This window comes from Variovorax sp. NFACC27 (assembly GCF_048301545.1).
GTDB lineage: Bacteria > Pseudomonadota > Gammaproteobacteria > Burkholderiales > Burkholderiaceae_C > Variovorax > Variovorax gossypii.
Map to the genome: position 1 here is coordinate 2,547,263 of NZ_CP157613.1, position 16,101 is coordinate 2,563,363.

The following is a 16,101-nucleotide window of genomic DNA, read 5'->3' on the forward strand; positions in this document are numbered from 1 at the left end:
TGCTTCGTCGGCTCGGCTCAGCTCAGCGTGGACGGCTCGAAGCCGAAGGCGAAGGCGCCGTCGGCGCCCACGCCCATGTGCACCGCGGTGAAGGCGGCGGCCATCGAGATGCGCTCCAGCACCTGGCGCGAGAGCTCGGGCAGCACCGCGTGGGCCAGGATGTGGTCGATGTTGCGCGCGCCGCTGTCCACCTCGGTGCAGCGCGCGGTGATGGCGTCTTCCACCTGCGTGTCCCAGGTGAACTCGGCGTGATGGTTCAGCGCGAAGCGCCGCGCCAGCTTGCCCAGCTTGAGATTGACGATGGAGCGGATCTGCCCGTCGCCCAGATGGTGATAGGGCACCAGCGCCAGCCGGCCGAGGAAGGCGGGGCTGAACTGCTTGAGCAGCTCGGGGCGCAGCCGCTCCACGAGTTCCTCGGGATCGGGCCTGCGCCCGCCCTGCGATGCCTGCGTGATCACGTCCTGCGCCGCGTTGGAGGTCAGCAGGATCAGCGTGTTCTTGAAGTCGATCTGCACGCCTTCGCCGTCTTCCATGGTGCCCTTGTCGAACACCTGGAAGAACAGCTCCAGCACGTCAGGGTGCGCCTTCTCCATCTCGTCGAGCAGCACCACGCTGTAGGGCCGACGGCGCACCGCCTCGGTGAGCACGCCGCCGCGTCCGTAGCCCACGTAGCCGGGCGGCGCGCCCTTGAGGCTGGAGACGGTGTGCACCTCCTGGAACTCCGACATGTTCACGGTGATGACGTTGCGCTCGCCGCCGTACAGCAGGTCGGCCAGCGCGAAGGCTGTCTCGGTCTTGCCCACGCCGCTCGGGCCCACCAGCATGAACACGCCCACGGGCTTGCCGGGGTCGTCGAGGTCGGCGCGGAAGGTGCGCACGCGCCGCGCGATGGCGTCGAGCGCGTCGTCCTGCCCGACCACGCGCTCGGCGAGCTTCTCTTTCAGGTTGAGCACCGTGTGAAGCTCGTCGGTCATCATCTTGCCGACCGGGATGCCGGTCCAGTCGGAGATGACCTCGGCCACCATCGTGCCGTCGACGCACACGGGCACCATGGGCTCGTCGTTCTGCAGCGCCTCCAGGCCTTTCTCCAGCCGGCGCAGCGCGGCGGTGAGCAGGGCGGGCTCGTTCTCCTCGTCGGCCGGCGGCGCGTCGCTGCGCAGGCTGTCGGCGATCTTTCGGCGCAGCGCGACGATCTCCATCACCGCGTGCTTTTCCTCGTCGACCTTGTCCGACAGGCGCTTGTGCTTCTGGCGCAGCGTGTCGAGCCGCGCCGAGAGCGCGGCAATGGCTTCCTGGTGGTCGCCTCCCGTGGCCGCTTCATGGCGCAGCACGCGCAGTTCGCTCTCGCCCGTGGCGATGTCGCGCGCCGCCGATTCGAGTTCGGCCGGCAGCCCGTTCTGCCCGATGGACACGCGCGCGCAGGCTGTGTCGAGCACGCTGATGGCCTTGTCGGGCAGCTGGCGGCCGGTGATGTAGCGGTGCGAGAGCTTGACGGCCTCGCGCACCGCGTCGTCGACGATCTCCACGCCGTGGTGCTTCTCCAGCGTCTCGACCATGCCGCGCAGCATGTCGATGGCGACTTCCTCGCTCGGCTCCTCGACTTTCACGACCTGGAAGCGGCGCGCGAGCGCCGGGTCGCGCTCAACGTATTTCTTGTACTCGGCCCAGGTGGTCGCGGCGATGGTGCGCAGCTCGCCGCGCGCCAGCGCCGGCTTGAGCAGGTTGGCCGCATCGCCCTGGCCCTCGGCGCCGCCCGCGCCGATGAGCTGGTGCGCCTCGTCGATGAACAGGATCACCGGCGTGGGCGAGGCCTTGACCTCGGCGATGACCGACTTGAGCCGGTTCTCGAACTCGCCCTTCACGCCGGCACCCGCCTGCAGCAGCGCAAGGTCGAGCGAGCGCACCGACACCTGGCGCAGCGCGGGCGGCACGTCGCCCTGCACCACGCGCTGCGCGAAGCCTTCGACCACGGCTGTCTTGCCCACGCCGGCCTCGCCGGTGAGGATGGGGTTGTTCTGGCGGCGGCGCAGCAGCACGTCGATGATCTGGCGGATCTCGCCGTCGCGGCCGCGGATGGGGTCGATGGCGCCGTCGCGTGCGAGCTGCGTCATGTCGACCGTGTACTGGTCGAGCGAAGGCGTGGCCGAGCTGCTGCGGCGCGCGGTGGGCATCTGCATCGCGCCGGCTTCGGGCGCGGGTTGCGGCGCGGCAGGCTGGTTCGTTGCAGGGGCGGAGTGGGCGGAGGGCGCCGGTGCGATCGGCGCGGCGGCCAGTGCCGCACCCGCCGCGTCTTCCGGCGAGGACTGCAGCAGGCCGGCCAGCTCGTCGCGCAGCGAGCCGCGCGGAATCTGCAGCAGCGCGGGCGCGGCGTCCACCAGCCGGCCGCGCAGGCGGTCGACCTCGAGCAGCGCCAGCATCAGCGTGCCCGAACGCACGTGCTGCTGGCCCAGCAGCATCGAACTCATGAGCCAGGCTTCCTGGAAGAGCGGCGCGAAATCGGGTGCCAGGCTCGGCGTGCGGCCGTTGCCGCGCTTGAAGGTGTCGAGCGACTTCTGCAGCTGCGCCTGCACCGCGTCGGGCCGGATGCCGAAGCGGCCGAACACCAGTCGCAGGTCAGGCGCCTCGTTGTCCACCAGCTTCATCAGCAGGTGTTCGATGTCGACGTTGTAGTGCGTCTGCTGCACGCACAGCTCGGCGGCCTGTTCCATGGCGCGCTTGCATTCCGGGTTGAGCCGGCCGAGCAGGGTGCGGATGTCGATGTCCATAAAAGAGAGTGGTCGGATCAGCCGTGGGGCGCGTCGCCGCCGTCGCTGGTCAGGGTGTGTTGAACGGGCGGCAGCGTGCCGCGGAAGCCCGGCCCGGCGACCCAGGAGGTCCAGCCCAGGCGCATGGGGTTGGCGGCGCCGAGCACGCTGCTGCGCCTCTCGGCGGGCGCCAGCCGGAGTTCCATCTCGACCTTCAGGTCCTGCGGGATGAAGCGGCGCACCAGCCACTTGGCGAGCGCGTGGTCGGCACCGCGCGGCAGCAGGTCGCGCAGCCGCTGCTGGCTCAGCTCGCTGAAGACGAGCCGGATGCCCGCGCCCTGGTCCCACACGCGCTTGCCAAGCACGGCGCCGCCGCCCAGCGGCTGGCGCATGTCGAGCCGCGCCGATGCATCGGGTTCCAGCGTCAGCCAGCGGCCGCGGAATTGCGTGCCATCCACCTGCACACCGAGGCGGTCGCGCAGCAGCGCCAACAGCGCCGTCATGCCGCGCGGCGCACCGCCGAGCAGGCCGGCATGGCGCAGCCACAGCGCGGAGCCGTCGGGTGCGCGCACGCCGGCGCGCAGGCCCAGTGCGCTGGCGGCGTCGAGCGTGGCGGCCAGCGTGGAGCGCGAGGGCGACTGCGGATTGAGCGCGACGTGGTGCTTGCGGCGGCTGCGGTACAGGAAGGCCAGGAAGCGGTGGTTGAAGATGTCGAGGAAGTCCGCCGTGGCGTGGTCGCGCTGCTGGCGGCGTTCCAGCAGCATCTCGGTGAAGGGCATCGGCAGCGGACCGCCGCTGCCGGCCAGCGAGAGCGCGGGCGTGGTGAGCGTCCAGGGCTCGCCGGTGGGCGCGCGGGTGCCGACCGCGCGCACGTCGCTGGCCTCGAAGGCCAGCGAGACGAAGGCATGCAGCCGCACGGCCTCGCGTTCGCGCGGGCCCTGCGAGCGGCCCACGGGCACCGCGTCGGGCGTGGCGCGCTCGAGCAGGCTGATGGCCTGGAACAGGTTGAAGTCCTGCGGGCGGGCGCTGAGTTCCTCGACGATCACAGCACCACCTGACGGCCCGTCATCGGCGCCCATTGCTTGCGAATCTCCTCGCCGCTGCGCACCGCGAGGCGCACGAAGGAGTTGACCGAGGTGTACATCGCGAAGAAGCGCGCGAGCACCGCCGACATCATCAGCGGCGAGCCGCCGACGAAGGCGTCGTCCTCGAATTCGAGCGTGACCTGCGTGCCACGGCAGTAGCCGCGCCAGGCCTCGGTGCCCACGTGCGCGGTGACGCCGCGCGCCGTGAGCCCGGCGATGCCGCGGATCTGCGCATGGTCGCGCCGGCTGTCGGAGGCGAACAGCAGCAGCATCTCGCGCAGCTGCTCGCGGCCGGTGGAACCATCGACCAGCGACTGGTGGTTGAGCGTGAGCAGCGACACCAGCCGCCACAGCGTCTCGCTGCCCAGCGGCGGGTCGCGCTGGGCGGTGGGTTCGTAGAGGCAGCGCACGTGCGTGGGCTGCGGCGGGCCTTCGGCCAGCAGGCGTGCGCCCACGGGCACCTGTTCGGCCAGGCGGCGATTGGTGCACAGCAGGTGCGCGTAGACCACGGGCTGCGCGGGCCGGGTGTGCGCCTTGCCCTGGTCGACGAAGGACAGGAAGACGTCGGTGCCGGGAATGTTCTGGCGCAGGCAGGGCTCGCGCCGCGCGGACCAGAACACCGCCTCCTGCGTGCCCCTGGCGCCGTCGACGTGGCCCAACGCGGCGAAGCCCGGCACGTCGACGGGCTTGTCGGCGTCCGGGTCCGAGGCGACCACCGAGACGATGGAGTGCACCTCGGTGGTGGCGTCGCGCTGGCGGTCGGGCACCAGCAGGTATTCGTAGTGGCGCTGGTCCATCGCCAGCGGCTCGCTCACGCGCGGGAACAGGTTGACGATGGGCGTGCAACCGAGCTGGAAGTTCTCGGCGTCGATGTAGCGCAGCGCGCGCGTTGAGCGGTCGAGCTGGAACGCCAGCTCGCAGCGCCTGCCGCTGCCCAGGCGCGAGCGCAGGTGATGCAGGTCGAAGAAATGGAACTTGCGCGGGAACGCGAAGTACTCCTGCAGCAGGCCGTAGGCGGGCTGCGCGTTGGCGGGCTGCGGCAGCACTTCCTCGCCCTCGGCGAAGCCGACCTCGCGCCATGCGTCGGCCGGCAGCACCTGCGGCATGCCGCCTTCGGGAATGACGGTGACCGACTTCACGCCCGACACCAGTGCGTCGTACAGCGGCATGGTGGTCATCCAGTCGCCCTGCAGGTGGATGCGCAGGCTTTCGATCTCCAGCGCGGAGAAATCCGCCTCGGCCTCGCATTCGAGCACCAGGCGCAGCACCGCGTCGGCATCGATGGCGGCGTGCGCGATGCGCAGCGGCCACAGCAGCGTGTCCCAGGCGGTGCGGAAGCGGCAGTCCTGCGACGATGCCCCCGGCGCGTGCGGCGAGGTGCGCGCATGCAGCACGGTGTGGCGCGGCACGCGAAAGCCCGCCGTGACCTTGCCCTGCGCGGGATCGAGCCCGAACTGCGCCACCGACATCGAGGGCAGGGGCTGCACCAGCGAAGGGCAGAGGTTGTCGAGCAGGGCGTAGGCGACGTCGGGAAATTCCTGGTCGAGGTCGCGGTGCACGCGCGCCGACAGGAAGGCCACCGACTCGATCAGCCGTTCGGTGTGGGGGTCGAGCGATTCGCCGCCGTGCAGCGAGAGGCGCGATGCGACCTTGGGATAGCGCTGCGCGAAGTCCGCGCCCTGTCCGCGCAGGTAGGAAAGCTCGCGCTTGTAGTACTGCAGCAGGTCGCTGTGCTGTATGTCGGACACGTCAGGCGACTTTCATCAGGCTGTCCGGCGCGCCGAGCAGCATCTCGAAGTCCACGCGGCGCAGGGCGAGCCCGGCGCGCGCCTGCGCGCCGATGCGCACCAGCGCCACCTCGTGCCGGTTGGCCGCGGCGCTCACCTGCACGCTCACGTCGGTGAGGCGCGGTTCGTAGCGCGAAACGGCCGTGCGCAGCAGCGCCGCCAACTGCTGCAGGTCGGCTGCGTTCTGTGCGCTGAGCGAGGAAAAATCGGGAATGCCGTACTCCAGCACCGTGCCGCTGCCTTGCGCGTACTCGTCCGCCGACAGCGGCGAGCGCGTGTTGAACAGCCGGCGCAGCTCCCGGCCGATGGAGTCCTGCACGGACTCCATCGTCTCGAGATGCGCGCCTCCACGGGCATGCTCGGACTGCTGAGGCGACGCCAGCCGGTCGAACAGGGGGGTGACGCCCCCTTTGACGAGTTCGGACACGGTGGGCGCCGGGTGTCAGCGTCGGGCCATCATCAGGTGGCCGCGACGTTCTTCGAGATATCCCAGCCGAACGGTGCGACGCCTTCCTGGCCGCCTTCTTCCTTCTGCTTCGTGTACTCGACCTTGATGGCCGCGTAGTTCAGGGAGATGCTTTCAGATGGCAGGTCGCCGCCGCTGGAGACCGAGAAGCCGCTGAGGATCACGTCGGTCAGCGTCACCACCATCAGGGGCAGCAGGCCGCTCTTGTCCTCGCGCGGGAAGGTGATGACGGTGTCGCCCGCCAGCACCTCGCCGCCGGCGAGCTTCTGCAGCAGCTGGGGCGTGGCGGAGTCGGTCGTGCGGGTCACCGTGATTTCGGAGAAGCTGGGCTTGCCCGCGGTGCGTTCCTGGTTGGAGGTGCCCGCGGTCACGGCGAGGCCGGCACCGAACTGGAAGCTCTGGACTTCCATCTGGTCTTCGTGGCCCTTGATCTGGGTCTGACCTTTGACCCCTGGCATCTTGAGATAGATAGGCATGTGCGTGTTCTTTCAGGTTGTCTGTATGTCGACGTAGAAGTTGTGGGGCGTCAGGCCGCGGCGGCCGGCAGGTCGGCCACCAGGCGGATCGAGGCCGAGAGTTCCTCGAGCTGGAAGTGCGGCTTTAGGAAGGCGATGGCGCGGTACGAACCCGGCTTGCCCGGCACTTCGGTCACGTCGACGCGGGCCTGGCTCAGCGGGTACTTGGCCTTCATTGCCTGCGGCGCCGACGGGCTCACGAGCACGTAGTTGGCGACCCAGTTGTTCAGGTGCTTCTGCATGTCGGCCTGCGTCTGGAAGCTGCCGATCTTGTCGCGCACGATCACCTTCAGGTAGTGGGCGAAGCGCGACGCGGCCAGGATGTAGGGCAGGCGGGCCGACACGGCGGCGTTGGCGTTGGCCGCGTCCTTGTCGTACACCTTGGGCTTGTTCACGGTCTGGCCGCCGAAGAAGGTGGCGGTGTTCGAGCCCTTGGAATTGACGATGGCGATGAAGCCCAGGTCGCTCAGCTCCTTCTCGCGGCGGTCGGTGATGGTCACTTCCGTCGGCGGCTTCAGGGCGATGTCGCCTTCGTCCGTCTTGTAGGCGTGAGCCACCATGCCGTCGACCTTGCCGCCGCCTTCCACGCCGCGGATGGCGGTGGTCCAGCCGTACAGCGAGTGCGCCTGCGTGATGCGAAGGCCCAGCTGGTAGGCCGCGTTGGCCCACAGGTACTTGCCGTGGTCGGTGCCGTCCACGTCTTCCTCGTAGTTGAAGTTCTCCACGGGAATGGTCTTGGCGCCGTAGGGCAGGCGGGCCGCGTAGCTGGGCAGCACCAGCGACACGTAGCGCGAGTCTTCCGATTCGCGGAAGCCGCGCCACGAGGCGAGCTCGGCGCTCTCGAAGGTCTTGGACAGGTCGCGCGGAATGCCCAGCTCGGTGAACGACTTGAAGTCGAACAGGGCGGGAGCGGCCGCGGCGATGAAGGGCGCGTGCGCGGCGGCGGCCACGCGGGAGATGCGCTCCAGCAGTGCGATGTCCTGCGGGTGGCGGCCGAAGTAGTAGTCGCCGATCAGCAGCGAGTAGGGGTGGCCGCCGTAGGTGCCGTATTCCTCTTCGTAGATCTTCTTGAAGAGCACGCTGGTGTCGTGGTCGACGGCGGTCTCCAGGTCCTTCAGCAGGTCCTTCTTGCTCACGTTGAGCAGGCGCAGCTTCAGGTTGCTGCCGGTCTCGGTGCCGAACACCAGGTCGTGCAGGCCGCGCCACGAGGCTTCGAGGGCCTGGAACTCGGCGGCGTGCAGGATCGCGTTGAGCTGGTCGGTCAGCAGGCGGTCGATTTCGGCGACGCGCTCGTTGATCAGCGTGACCACGCCCTTGTCGGGGCTGGTCTTCATGCCTTCGTCGAGGATCTGCGAAGCCAGCTGGCCGATCAGCTTCTTCGCGTAGGCGCCCTGCGAGGGCTCCGTCGTCATGTTGCCTTCGTAGACGATCTTGTCGAGCAGGCTCAGGTCACTGGTCGTGACGGTGGTTGCTGCGCTGCCGGCTTCGGCTGCCTTGGATTTGTTGGCCATCTCTATCACCATTCATGAAGTGCCGGGTCGCGCGCAGGCGCGGCGCCGGCGTGGTTGATCACGCTGCCGGTGCTTCGGCTTCGGGGGACGATTGGGTCTGCGCGGCTTCGGGCGCTGCCGCGGCGGCTTGCGTCGAAGCGGCGCCGGCTTCGGCCCTGGCCTGGCTCTGGACCGCCTTCAGGTCTTCGCTGTTCTGGACCACGCGCTCGAGCAGGCCGTCGAGTTCGTCGTTGCCGTCGAGCTTGGCGAGCAGGTCGCGCAGCTGCTGGCGTGCCTCGAGCAGCTTGGCCAGGCGGGGCACCTGGCTCACGATGGCTTCGGGATGGAAGTCGGCGAACTCCTTGAAGTTCAGCTCGATCTTCAGGTTGCCGTCGCCCTTCATGGTGTCGGGCACGGAGAGGTCGAGGCGCGGCGAGATGTTGCCGAGCACGCCGTCGAAGTTGTCGCGGTCGATCTCGACGAAGCGGCGCTCCTTGAGCTTCGGCAGCGGCTGCTCGGGCTGGCCGGACAGGTCGGCCAGCAGGCCCACCACCAGCGGCAGCTCCTTCTTCTCGACTGCGTCGCCGATCTCGACGTCGTAGGTGATCTGGACGCGCGGCGGACGATTGCGTCCAACCCATTTTTGCAGGCTATTCGACATTTTTCGCTCTCAGAAAAGGTTGATGTGACAAGAACACTCGTTGCGGTTTTCGACGCCCGTCGCCTGGTCGGGCGGCGCGCGGTCCGTTGCCGTTGCAGTCCCGGCAATGCATCAAAGACGGCACGAAAGATACAAATCGAGATATCTGCTAACAATCCCCAGAATTGGGTAGGTACCCCATGTCACGGTTAGCAGTCGATGAAAAAGCAAGAGATTGCGTACCCAAAAACTCCTCTTTTGAGGGTTTCGTCACGTAATTGACATGCAAATGGCCGGCGTGCTACCGAATCGGCGCGCGAGCAGGCGCATCCGGCCGCGCGGATGGCATGAGAGGAGGGGCGTGGAGTGTTCGCGAGCCGGTCAGTGCACGCGAAAAAAGAGGGCTATTTGTAACAGCCGGAATGGAGGCGCCGCAGCCATGGCGGCGGCATGAAAGAGGAGGCTTGCGCGGAGGAAAACGCCGCGGCGCTTTCCGCGTTTGCCTAGAGCTCGATGAATGCCGAGGTGGCCTTGTTGAGCGCCAGCCTGCCCTTGGCCGTGATCGACTCGACCTGGGCGAGCTGTTGAATCGCGCGCACGTCGGGGGCGCGATCCGAAGGCGGGATGAAGGCCGTCACCAACTCCGCCGCACGCAGCACGCGGACCCTGTCGATGTCCGCCGGCGTGTGGATGACATATGGCAATTTCTGCTCGGCGATAGCCCGAAGAAATTCCATGGACATGAGCCGTCTCCTTTTGGTTGAGGGCGTTGCGGACATTGTGCGCACAAACAATTAGCGTTGTCTAAACCCTGCGCTGCGCGTGCCTTTCTTCGCGTGTACCGAAGTGTTCCTTTCGCGCCGTGGAGGCGACGAAGGTGCCAGTTTGTTTCCGGCAACCTGCCTGTGGGCTGACCAGTTTTTCGCGTCGTCGCGCCGCTAGCTGACGGCCTGGACGGGCCACGCGGTGGTGTCGGGCATCACGACATGCCACCGGACCGGATCGATGTCTTCGAAGGTCGCGCGATAGCGATCGGAGGTGCGGCTCTCGCCGGTCACGTCGCGTATCACGATGCTGTCGATGCGCTGCGGATGCGAGCGAAACGTTTGCGCGTAGATCTCGGGATCGGCCTCGCCCGAATCGCCCACCAGCACGAAGCGCCGCTGCGGAAATTCGGCGAGCAGCCGCTCGATCACGCCGAGCTTGTGCCCGCGCGAATCGTCCTCGCCGGGAATCAGCGTGCGCCAGGTCGTGCTCTCGCGCAGGTGCATGCTGCCCGCGGGAAAGTCCGAGGCGCGGATGAAATCCGAGAGCGCGGGGTACAGCTGTATGGGGCTCGCCGAGAGATAGTGAAAGCGCGTGTCGGGTGTCTTCGCGAGTTCGCGGTACCAGCCCGCCATGCGCGGTGCCGCCTCGAAGCGGCGCGCGAAGGTGTTGAGCAGCATCTCGCGCCGGTCGCGCACCTGTGTGCGCTTGATGGTGTCGTCGATGTCCGAGATGACCGATACGCCCTGCGCGGGCACGACGAGCGCCTGGCCCCTGAAGCGGTGCAGCAGCTCGCCCGGGCCCGTCACGCCATGGAACTGCACCCACTCGCGCGGCGAGGGCGAGGTGGGCAGCAACGGTGCGCGCGGCACGTCGATCACGATGCGGAGGTTGGTGCGGCCGTCCTTGCCCGAGGCGGGCATCGTCACGCGATCGGAACTGTTGTCGAAGGCGACGTCGATCACCTTGTCTTCTTCCGACTCCGCATGGAACAGCGCCGTGCGCTGGCTGAAGCGCAGGCGCGCGGCGGGAGAGAGCTTCTTCAGGCTCAGGCCGAGATAGCGCGCGAGGGCAGTGTCGAGGCCCCAGCGGCGTTCGCGCTCGAAGATCCAGGCGTGGATGTCGACTTCGAGCCGGCCATCGATCGTGGGGCGCGCGATGCCCGTCATGAAGAGTGCCTCTTCGTCGGGCTCCAGAGGCTCCGCGGCCTGCAGCGCCCGCATCGGCGCGAGTCCCGCGAGCAGTGCCGCGCCCGCCAACACCGAACGGCGCCGCGGGCCGGGCAGGGTCGGCCGGTGCGCAGCGGGGCCGTTCATCGCTTCACTTCGTCGCGGGGGCGACGCGCTCGTAGGTCACGAAGCTGAAGCCCAGGCCTTCCTTGGCCGAGACATGCGATTCGCGCTGCGTCTCGCGCCAGGAGGCGGCATCGAGTTCCGGTGCGTAGGCATCGCCTTCGTAGTCGCGCGCGACCTCGGTCACCACCGCGCGCTGCGCGAGCGGCTCGGCCTCGGCGTAGATCTGCGCGCCGCCGATTACCCAGGCGGTGTCGACCTCCGGCGATTCGCACAGCGACAGCGCCTCCTGCAGGCTGCCCGCGCGATGCGCGCCCTCGGCCTGCCAGCCGGCCTGCCGCGTGACGACGATGTTGCGCCGGCCCGGCAGCGGGCGGAAGCGCGGCGGCAGCGAGTCCCAGGTCTTGCGGCCCATGATCACCGGCGCACCCGCGGTCTGCTGTTTGAAGTGCGCCATGTCCTCCGGGATGTGCCAGGGAATGGTGTTGTTCACGCCGATCACGCCGTTGGCGGCGCGGGCGAAGATGAGGTTGATGCGGGGCTTGCTCATTCCACTCGCGCCGCTCACACCGCCACCGGTGCCTTGATGGCTTCGTGGTGCCGGTAGTCGAGCACCTCGAAGTCCTCGTACTGGTAGTCGAAGATGGACGCCGGCTTGCGCTTGATGTTCAGCGTGGGGTAGGGGTAGGGCGTGCGGCTGAGCTGCAGCGCCACCTGCTCTGCGTGATTGCTGTAGATGTGGCAGTCGCCGCCGGTCCAGATGAAGTCGCCCACGTCGAGGTCGCACTGCTGCGCGATCATGTGCGTGAGCAGCGCGTAGCTCGCGATGTTGAAGGGCACGCCAAGGAAGATGTCTGCGCTGCGCTGGTAGAGCTGGCAGCTGAGCTTGCCGCGTTCGCCCTCGGCCTGAGGCGGCGCCACGTAGAACTGGAAGAAGGCGTGACAGGGCATGAGCGCCATCTTCGAGAGTTCGGCCACGTTCCACGCGCTCACGATGATGCGGCGCGAATCGGGGTTGGTCTTCAGCGTCTTGATGACTTCGGCGATCTGGTCGATGTGGCCGCCCTCAGGCGTGGGCCAGCTGCGCCATTGAACGCCGTACACCGGGCCCAGGTCGCCGTCCTCGCGCGCCCATTCGTCCCAGATGGTGACGCCGCGCTCCTTGAGCCAGTTGTTGTTGCTCGATCCGGTGAGGAACCACAGCAGTTCCTGGATGATGGACTTCAGGTGCACCTTCTTCGTGGTGACCAGCGGAAAGCCCTCGTTCAGGTCGAAGCGCATCTGGTGGCCGAACACGCTCTTGGTGCCCGTGCCCGTGCGGTCGCTCTTGAAGACGCCATGGGTGTCGACATGGCGCATGAAATCTTCGTACTGGGAGCGGACGGGGCGGGCGGGCGTGGAGGTCATGGGGGAGGGGCTTCCGGGGGGATCTGGCGGGAGGCTTCGAATTTTAAGTGCCCGGGCGTAGCATCGCCCGGATGAGCCCGAACCACCCCCACGACGACCACCAGCATCACGACCACGACCACGGCCACGAACACAGCGAACTCGGCGAGATGGACCTGCGCGTTCGCGCGCTCGAGAGCGTGCTCGCGCAGAAGGGCTACATCGACCCCGCCGCGCTCGACGCGCTGATCGACACCTACCAGACCCGCGTCGGCCCGCGCAACGGTGCGCGGGTGGTGGCGAGGGCCTGGGTCGATCCGGCCTTCAGGCAGTGGCTGCTGGCCGACGCCACCGCGGCGATCGCCTCGCTCGGCTACACGGGCAGGCAGGGCGAGCACATGGTGGCGGTGGAGAACACCGACGAGCTGCATCACATGGTGGTCTGCACGCTGTGCAGCTGCTACCCGTGGCCGGTGCTGGGCCTGCCGCCCACCTGGTACAAGAGCGCGCCGTACCGCTCGCGCGTGGTGAGGGATCCGCGCGGCGTGCTCGCCGACTTCGGCACCGCGCTGCCCGAGAGCAGGCGCATCCGCGTGTGGGATTCGACCGCCGAGGTGCGCTACCTCGTCATTCCGCAGCGACCCGCCGGCACCGAAGGCCTGGGCGAAGAAGAGCTTGCCGCGCTGGTCTCGCGCGATTCGATGATCGGCACTCGGCTGGCCGGCGCGCCTGCCGAATCGGGGAGCGCCGCATGAGCTACGTGACGAAGGCCGACCTCGGCGGACAGCCGGGCTTCGGCAAGGTGGTGCCCGAAGCCGAAGGCGAACTCTTCCACGCCGACTGGGAGCCGCGCGCGCTGGCGCTGGTGCTGGCCATGGGCGCGACGGGCTCGTGGAACATCGACGCGAGCCGTGCCGTGCGCGAGACGCTGCCGGACTATCGCGAACTGAGCTACTACCAGATATGGCTCGCCGCGCTGGAGCAGTTGATGCTGCAGCGCGGACAGGTCTTTCCGGACGAGATCGAGAGCGGGGAGATGCGCCACGCGGCCGCGCCCGTGGCCCGCGTGCTGCAGGCGGCCAATGTGCCCGCCGTCCTCGCCAAGGGCTCGCCCACCGAACGACCGGCGCCGGCCCCGGCACGCTTCGCACCGGGACAGCCGGTGCGCATGCACCTGGGCAAGGTCGACCACCACACGCGGCTGCCGGGCTATGTGCAGGGCAAGCGCGGCACCGTCGTCCACGTGCACGGCGCGCACGTGTTCGCCGACACGAACGCGCAGGGGCTCGGCGAGCAGCCGCAGTGGCTCTACACGGTGGAGTTCGACGAAGCCGAGCTGTGGGGCGACGATGCGCCGCGCCAGAACCTCTCGGTGTCGGTCGATGCGTGGGAAAGCTATCTGGAGGCGGTGGCATGAGCGGCATGCCTCTTTCGCCCGGCATGCCTCGCGACGCCGACGGCCCCGTCTTCAACGCCCCCTGGGAAGCGCAGGCCTTCGCGATGACGCTGGCGCTGCACGAGCGCGGCCTCTTCACCTGGCCGGAATGGGCCGAGGCGCTGGCCGTGCAGATCGCAACTGCGCAGGCAGCGGGCGATCCCGACAACGGCACCACCTACTACCGCCATTGGCTCGCCGCTCTCGAAGGCCTGGTGGCCCGCAAGGGCGCCAGCTCAGGCGACGAGCTCGCCCGCTACCGTCATGCCTGGGAGCACGCGGCCGGTCGCACGCCGCACGGCCAGCCGATCGAGCTGCGCGGGGAAGACTTTCCCGGCTGAGGTGCCTGCGCCGTATGTAGAGTGCGGGCGGCAGCACCCGCGCCGCGAGCTTGATCCGTTCGCGAGGCGGGTGGTAGCCTGCCGCGCCTCTCCCGGCTTTCCATCAACAGAACGGACAACATGACGACTCACTCGCGCCATCTTTCCCCGGCTCCCTTCCCGGCTCCTTCGGCCATGAAATCCGCGGCACCCGCCCGCCGCCGCATGCTCGTCGTCGCCCAGTGCGCCGCGCTCGCATGCGCGTTCCTCGCCGGCAGCGCGATGGCCCAGAAGCCGCACCAGGGCGTGCTCGATGCGGCCACGCAGAGCAAGGACGGCGCGCTGAAGATGCTGGAGACGATGGTCAACATCGATTCGGGATCGGCCGACACCGCGGGCCTGGCCAAGGTGCGCGAGCTGGCAGTGGAAGAGCTGCGCAAGCTCGGCGCGCGCATCGAGACCTTTCCGGCCGATCCGCATCCCGGCACCAACGTGGTGGCCACGCTGACGGGCCAGGGCAAGAAGAAGATCCTGATCCTCGCGCACATGGACACCGTCTTCAAGGAAGGCACGGCCGCGGCCAAGCCCTTCTACATCAAGGACGGCCGAGCCTACGGCCCCGGCGTGATGGACGACAAGGGCGGCGTGGTGGCGGGCCTCTACGCGCTGAAGATCCTGCAGCAGATCGGCTTCAAGGACTATGGACAGATCACCTTCCTGCTCGACACCAACGAGGAGACCGGCTCCGTGGGCACCAGCGCGCTCATCGAGCGCGTGGCCAAGCAGCACGACGTGGCGCTGAACCTGGAGCCGGGCCGCCCGGCCGACGGCCTCGTGGTCGAGCGCAAGGGCTCGGCCACCGCGCTCGTCGAGGTGAAGGGGCTTGCCGCCCACGCGGGCGTGGCGCCCGAGGCGGGCCGCAACGCGGCGATGGAAGTGGCGCACCAGGTGCTGCAGCTGTCGAAGACTGCCGACGCGGCGAAGAAGACCACCGTCAACTTCACGGTGCTCACGGCCAATGGCCCGACCAACGTGATCCCCGCGACGGCCAGCGCCAAGGGCGACGTGCGCGCCGCCACGCCCGAGGAACTCGACCGCGTGGAGAAGGACCTGGTCCGCATCTCGCAGAACAAGCTCATTCCGGAGACCGAGGTGCGCGTGCGCCTGATCCGCGGCCTGCCGCCGATGCCGCGCTCGCCCGCGTCCGACAAGCTGGTGACCATGGCCGAAGGCATCTACGCCGAGATCGGCAAGAAGCTCACCATCGAGAGCAGCGGCGGTGCGGCCGACGCGAGCCTTGTGGCGGGCGTCGGCGTGCCGGTGCTCGACGGCTTCGGCATCGTGGGTGGCGGCATCCACACGCCGGAGGAATACGCGGAAGTCGAGAGCGTGGTGCCGCGGCTCTACCTGCTCTCGCGCATGCTGATGGATCTGTCCGGCAGCAGCAACTGAGGCCGCTCAGCCGCGCTTCGGAATGCCCAGCCCCGCCACGACGGCGGGGCGCGCCACGAAGGCCTCGAGCGCGCGCGCGACGTTCGGGAAGTCCTTGAAGCCGACCAGATCGCCCGCCTCGTAGAAGCCGATCAGGTTGCGCACCCAGGGGAAGGTGGCGATGTCGGCGATGGTGTAGCTGTCGCCCATGATCCATGCGCGGCCGGCGAGCCGCTTGTCGAGCACGCCCAGCAGGCGCTTCGACTCGTTCACGTAGCGGTCGCGCGGGCGCTTGTCTTCATAGTCCTTGCCGGCGAACTTGTTGAAGAAGCCGAGCTGGCCGAACATCGGTCCGATGCCGCCCATCTGGAACATCACCCACTGCAGGGTCTCGTAGCGGCCGGCGGCGTCCTGCGGAATGAGCTTGCCGGTCTTCTCGGCCAGGTACACGAGGATCGCACCCGACTCGAAGAGTGCCAGCGGCTTGCCGCCGGGGCCGTCGGGGTCGAGGATGGCCGGGATCTTGTTGTTCGGATTGAGCGACAGGAATTCCGGCGACATCTGGTCGTTGGTCTCGAAGCTCACGAGATGCGGCTCGTAGGGCAGGCCGGTTTCCTCCAGCATGATCGACACCTTCACGCCGTTGGGCGTGGGCAGCGAGTACAGCTGCAGCCGGTCGGGGTGCTGCGCGGGCCACTTCTTCGTGATGGGGAAGCTCGAGAGGTCGGTCATGAAAGGGTCCTTG

The 16,101-nt window shown here is 68.4% G+C and carries 16 protein-coding genes; 4 read left to right on the top strand and 12 right to left on the bottom strand.

The annotated features are described in order from the left end of the window. Positions 1–17: 17 nt before the first annotated feature. From tssH to ABL840_RS11905, 11 genes are all read right to left on the bottom strand, one after another. Positions 18–2,765: a type VI secretion system ATPase TssH gene (gene tssH / locus ABL840_RS11855; RefSeq protein WP_093301013.1), complete on the bottom strand. Its 2,748-nt coding sequence runs from the start codon at positions 2,763–2,765 to the stop codon at positions 18–20. Positions 2,766–2,782: 17 nt separating this feature from the next. Continuing rightward, entirely contained in the window at positions 2,783–3,823 is a 1,041-nt protein-coding gene (gene tssG, locus ABL840_RS11860; RefSeq protein WP_093301011.1) for a type VI secretion system baseplate subunit TssG, read from the bottom strand. Beyond that, on the bottom strand, positions 3,787–5,568 hold the full coding sequence (gene tssF / locus ABL840_RS11865; protein WP_093199653.1) for a type VI secretion system baseplate subunit TssF: 1,782 nt from the start codon (positions 5,566–5,568) through the stop codon (positions 3,787–3,789). The genes tssG and tssF overlap by 37 nt, the downstream gene beginning before the upstream one ends. Positions 5,569–5,578: 10 nt before the next feature. Next, positions 5,579–6,043 carry a type VI secretion system baseplate subunit TssE gene (tssE, locus tag ABL840_RS11870; protein ID WP_093301009.1) on the bottom strand — a complete coding sequence of 155 codons (465 nt, stop codon included), beginning with the start codon at positions 6,041–6,043 and terminating at the stop codon, positions 5,579–5,581. A gap of 32 nt (positions 6,044–6,075) precedes the next feature. After that, a complete protein-coding gene (locus tag ABL840_RS11875) occupies positions 6,076–6,558 on the bottom strand; it encodes an Hcp family type VI secretion system effector (protein WP_093199281.1) in 483 nt (160 codons plus the stop codon). 50 nt (positions 6,559–6,608) lie between these two features. Then, on the bottom strand, positions 6,609–8,108 hold the full coding sequence (tssC, locus tag ABL840_RS11880) for a type VI secretion system contractile sheath large subunit (protein WP_093199283.1): 1,500 nt from the start codon (positions 8,106–8,108) through the stop codon (positions 6,609–6,611). A 58-nt stretch (positions 8,109–8,166) separates the two neighbouring features. Beyond that, a complete protein-coding gene (tssB, locus tag ABL840_RS11885) occupies positions 8,167–8,748 on the bottom strand; it encodes a type VI secretion system contractile sheath small subunit (RefSeq protein WP_093199286.1) in 582 nt (193 codons plus the stop codon). 482 nt (positions 8,749–9,230) lie between these two features. Continuing rightward, entirely contained in the window at positions 9,231–9,470 is a 240-nt protein-coding gene (locus ABL840_RS11890) for a hypothetical protein (protein WP_093199289.1), read from the bottom strand. Between the two features lie 195 nt (positions 9,471–9,665). Then, positions 9,666–10,808, bottom strand: coding sequence for a phosphatidate phosphatase App1 family protein (locus ABL840_RS11895; protein WP_093301007.1), 1,143 nt, complete (start codon positions 10,806–10,808; stop codon positions 9,666–9,668). A gap of 4 nt (positions 10,809–10,812) precedes the next feature. Further along, positions 10,813–11,334 (bottom strand): dihydrofolate reductase, encoded by a 522-nt coding sequence (locus ABL840_RS11900; RefSeq protein ID WP_093199295.1) that lies wholly within the window; start codon positions 11,332–11,334, stop codon positions 10,813–10,815. A gap of 14 nt (positions 11,335–11,348) precedes the next feature. After that, positions 11,349–12,191, bottom strand: coding sequence for a thymidylate synthase (locus tag ABL840_RS11905; RefSeq protein WP_093301006.1), 843 nt, complete (start codon positions 12,189–12,191; stop codon positions 11,349–11,351). Between the two features lie 71 nt (positions 12,192–12,262). Between ABL840_RS11905 and nthA the strand changes: the two genes are divergently transcribed. The 4 genes from nthA to ABL840_RS11925 all read left to right on the top strand — a co-directional run bounded on the left by nthA (position 12,263) and on the right by ABL840_RS11925 (position 15,377). Continuing rightward, positions 12,263–12,925, top strand: coding sequence for a nitrile hydratase subunit alpha (nthA, locus tag ABL840_RS11910; RefSeq protein WP_093301004.1), 663 nt, complete (start codon positions 12,263–12,265; stop codon positions 12,923–12,925). Beyond that, complete coding sequence (nthB, locus tag ABL840_RS11915; protein ID WP_093301003.1) at positions 12,922–13,587, top strand: nitrile hydratase subunit beta; 666 nt, start codon at positions 12,922–12,924, stop codon at positions 13,585–13,587. Before nthA ends, nthB begins: the two co-directional genes overlap by 4 nt. Further along, positions 13,584–13,946, top strand: coding sequence for a nitrile hydratase accessory protein (locus ABL840_RS11920; RefSeq protein ID WP_093301001.1), 363 nt, complete (start codon positions 13,584–13,586; stop codon positions 13,944–13,946). The genes nthB and ABL840_RS11920 overlap by 4 nt, the downstream gene beginning before the upstream one ends. A 174-nt stretch (positions 13,947–14,120) precedes the next feature. Further along, on the top strand, positions 14,121–15,377 hold the full coding sequence (locus tag ABL840_RS11925; RefSeq protein ID WP_418116255.1) for a glutamate carboxypeptidase: 1,257 nt from the start codon (positions 14,121–14,123) through the stop codon (positions 15,375–15,377). Positions 15,378–15,383: 6 nt separating this feature from the next. Here the strand turns inward: ABL840_RS11925 and ABL840_RS11930 are convergent, their stop codons facing one another. Continuing rightward, positions 15,384–16,088, bottom strand: a complete 705-nt coding sequence (locus tag ABL840_RS11930) for a glutathione S-transferase N-terminal domain-containing protein (protein WP_093300998.1) — start codon at positions 16,086–16,088, stop codon at positions 15,384–15,386. Positions 16,089–16,101 lie beyond the last annotated feature (13 nt).

Excerpts from the sequence above, each read along its gene's own strand:
- tssC (WP_093199283.1), bottom strand. The coding sequence starts at position 8,108 with ATGGCCAACAAATCCAAGGCAGCCGAAGCCGGCAGCGCAGCAACCACC.
- ABL840_RS11895 (WP_093301007.1), bottom strand. The coding sequence starts at position 10,808 with ATGAACGGCCCCGCTGCGCACCGGCCGACCCTGCCCGGCCCGCGGCGC.
- ABL840_RS11925 (WP_418116255.1), top strand. The coding sequence starts at position 14,121 with ATGAAATCCGCGGCACCCGCCCGCCGCCGCATGCTCGTCGTCGCCCAG.
- ABL840_RS11930 (WP_093300998.1), bottom strand. The coding sequence starts at position 16,088 with ATGACCGACCTCTCGAGCTTCCCCATCACGAAGAAGTGGCCCGCGCAG.
- ABL840_RS11900 (WP_093199295.1), bottom strand. The coding sequence starts at position 11,334 with ATGAGCAAGCCCCGCATCAACCTCATCTTCGCCCGCGCCGCCAACGGC.
- ABL840_RS11875 (WP_093199281.1), bottom strand. The coding sequence starts at position 6,558 with ATGCCTATCTATCTCAAGATGCCAGGGGTCAAAGGTCAGACCCAGATC.
- ABL840_RS11920 (WP_093301001.1), top strand. The coding sequence starts at position 13,584 with ATGAGCGGCATGCCTCTTTCGCCCGGCATGCCTCGCGACGCCGACGGC.
- tssH (WP_093301013.1), bottom strand. The coding sequence starts at position 2,765 with ATGGACATCGACATCCGCACCCTGCTCGGCCGGCTCAACCCGGAATGC.
- nthB (WP_093301003.1), top strand. The coding sequence starts at position 12,922 with ATGAGCTACGTGACGAAGGCCGACCTCGGCGGACAGCCGGGCTTCGGC.
- ABL840_RS11890 (WP_093199289.1), bottom strand. The coding sequence starts at position 9,470 with ATGTCCATGGAATTTCTTCGGGCTATCGCCGAGCAGAAATTGCCATAT.
- ABL840_RS11905 (WP_093301006.1), bottom strand. The coding sequence starts at position 12,191 with ATGACCTCCACGCCCGCCCGCCCCGTCCGCTCCCAGTACGAAGATTTC.
- tssG (WP_093301011.1), bottom strand. The coding sequence starts at position 3,823 with ATGGGCGCCGATGACGGGCCGTCAGGTGGTGCTGTGATCGTCGAGGAA.
- tssB (WP_093199286.1), bottom strand. The coding sequence starts at position 8,748 with ATGTCGAATAGCCTGCAAAAATGGGTTGGACGCAATCGTCCGCCGCGC.
- nthA (WP_093301004.1), top strand. The coding sequence starts at position 12,263 with ATGAGCCCGAACCACCCCCACGACGACCACCAGCATCACGACCACGAC.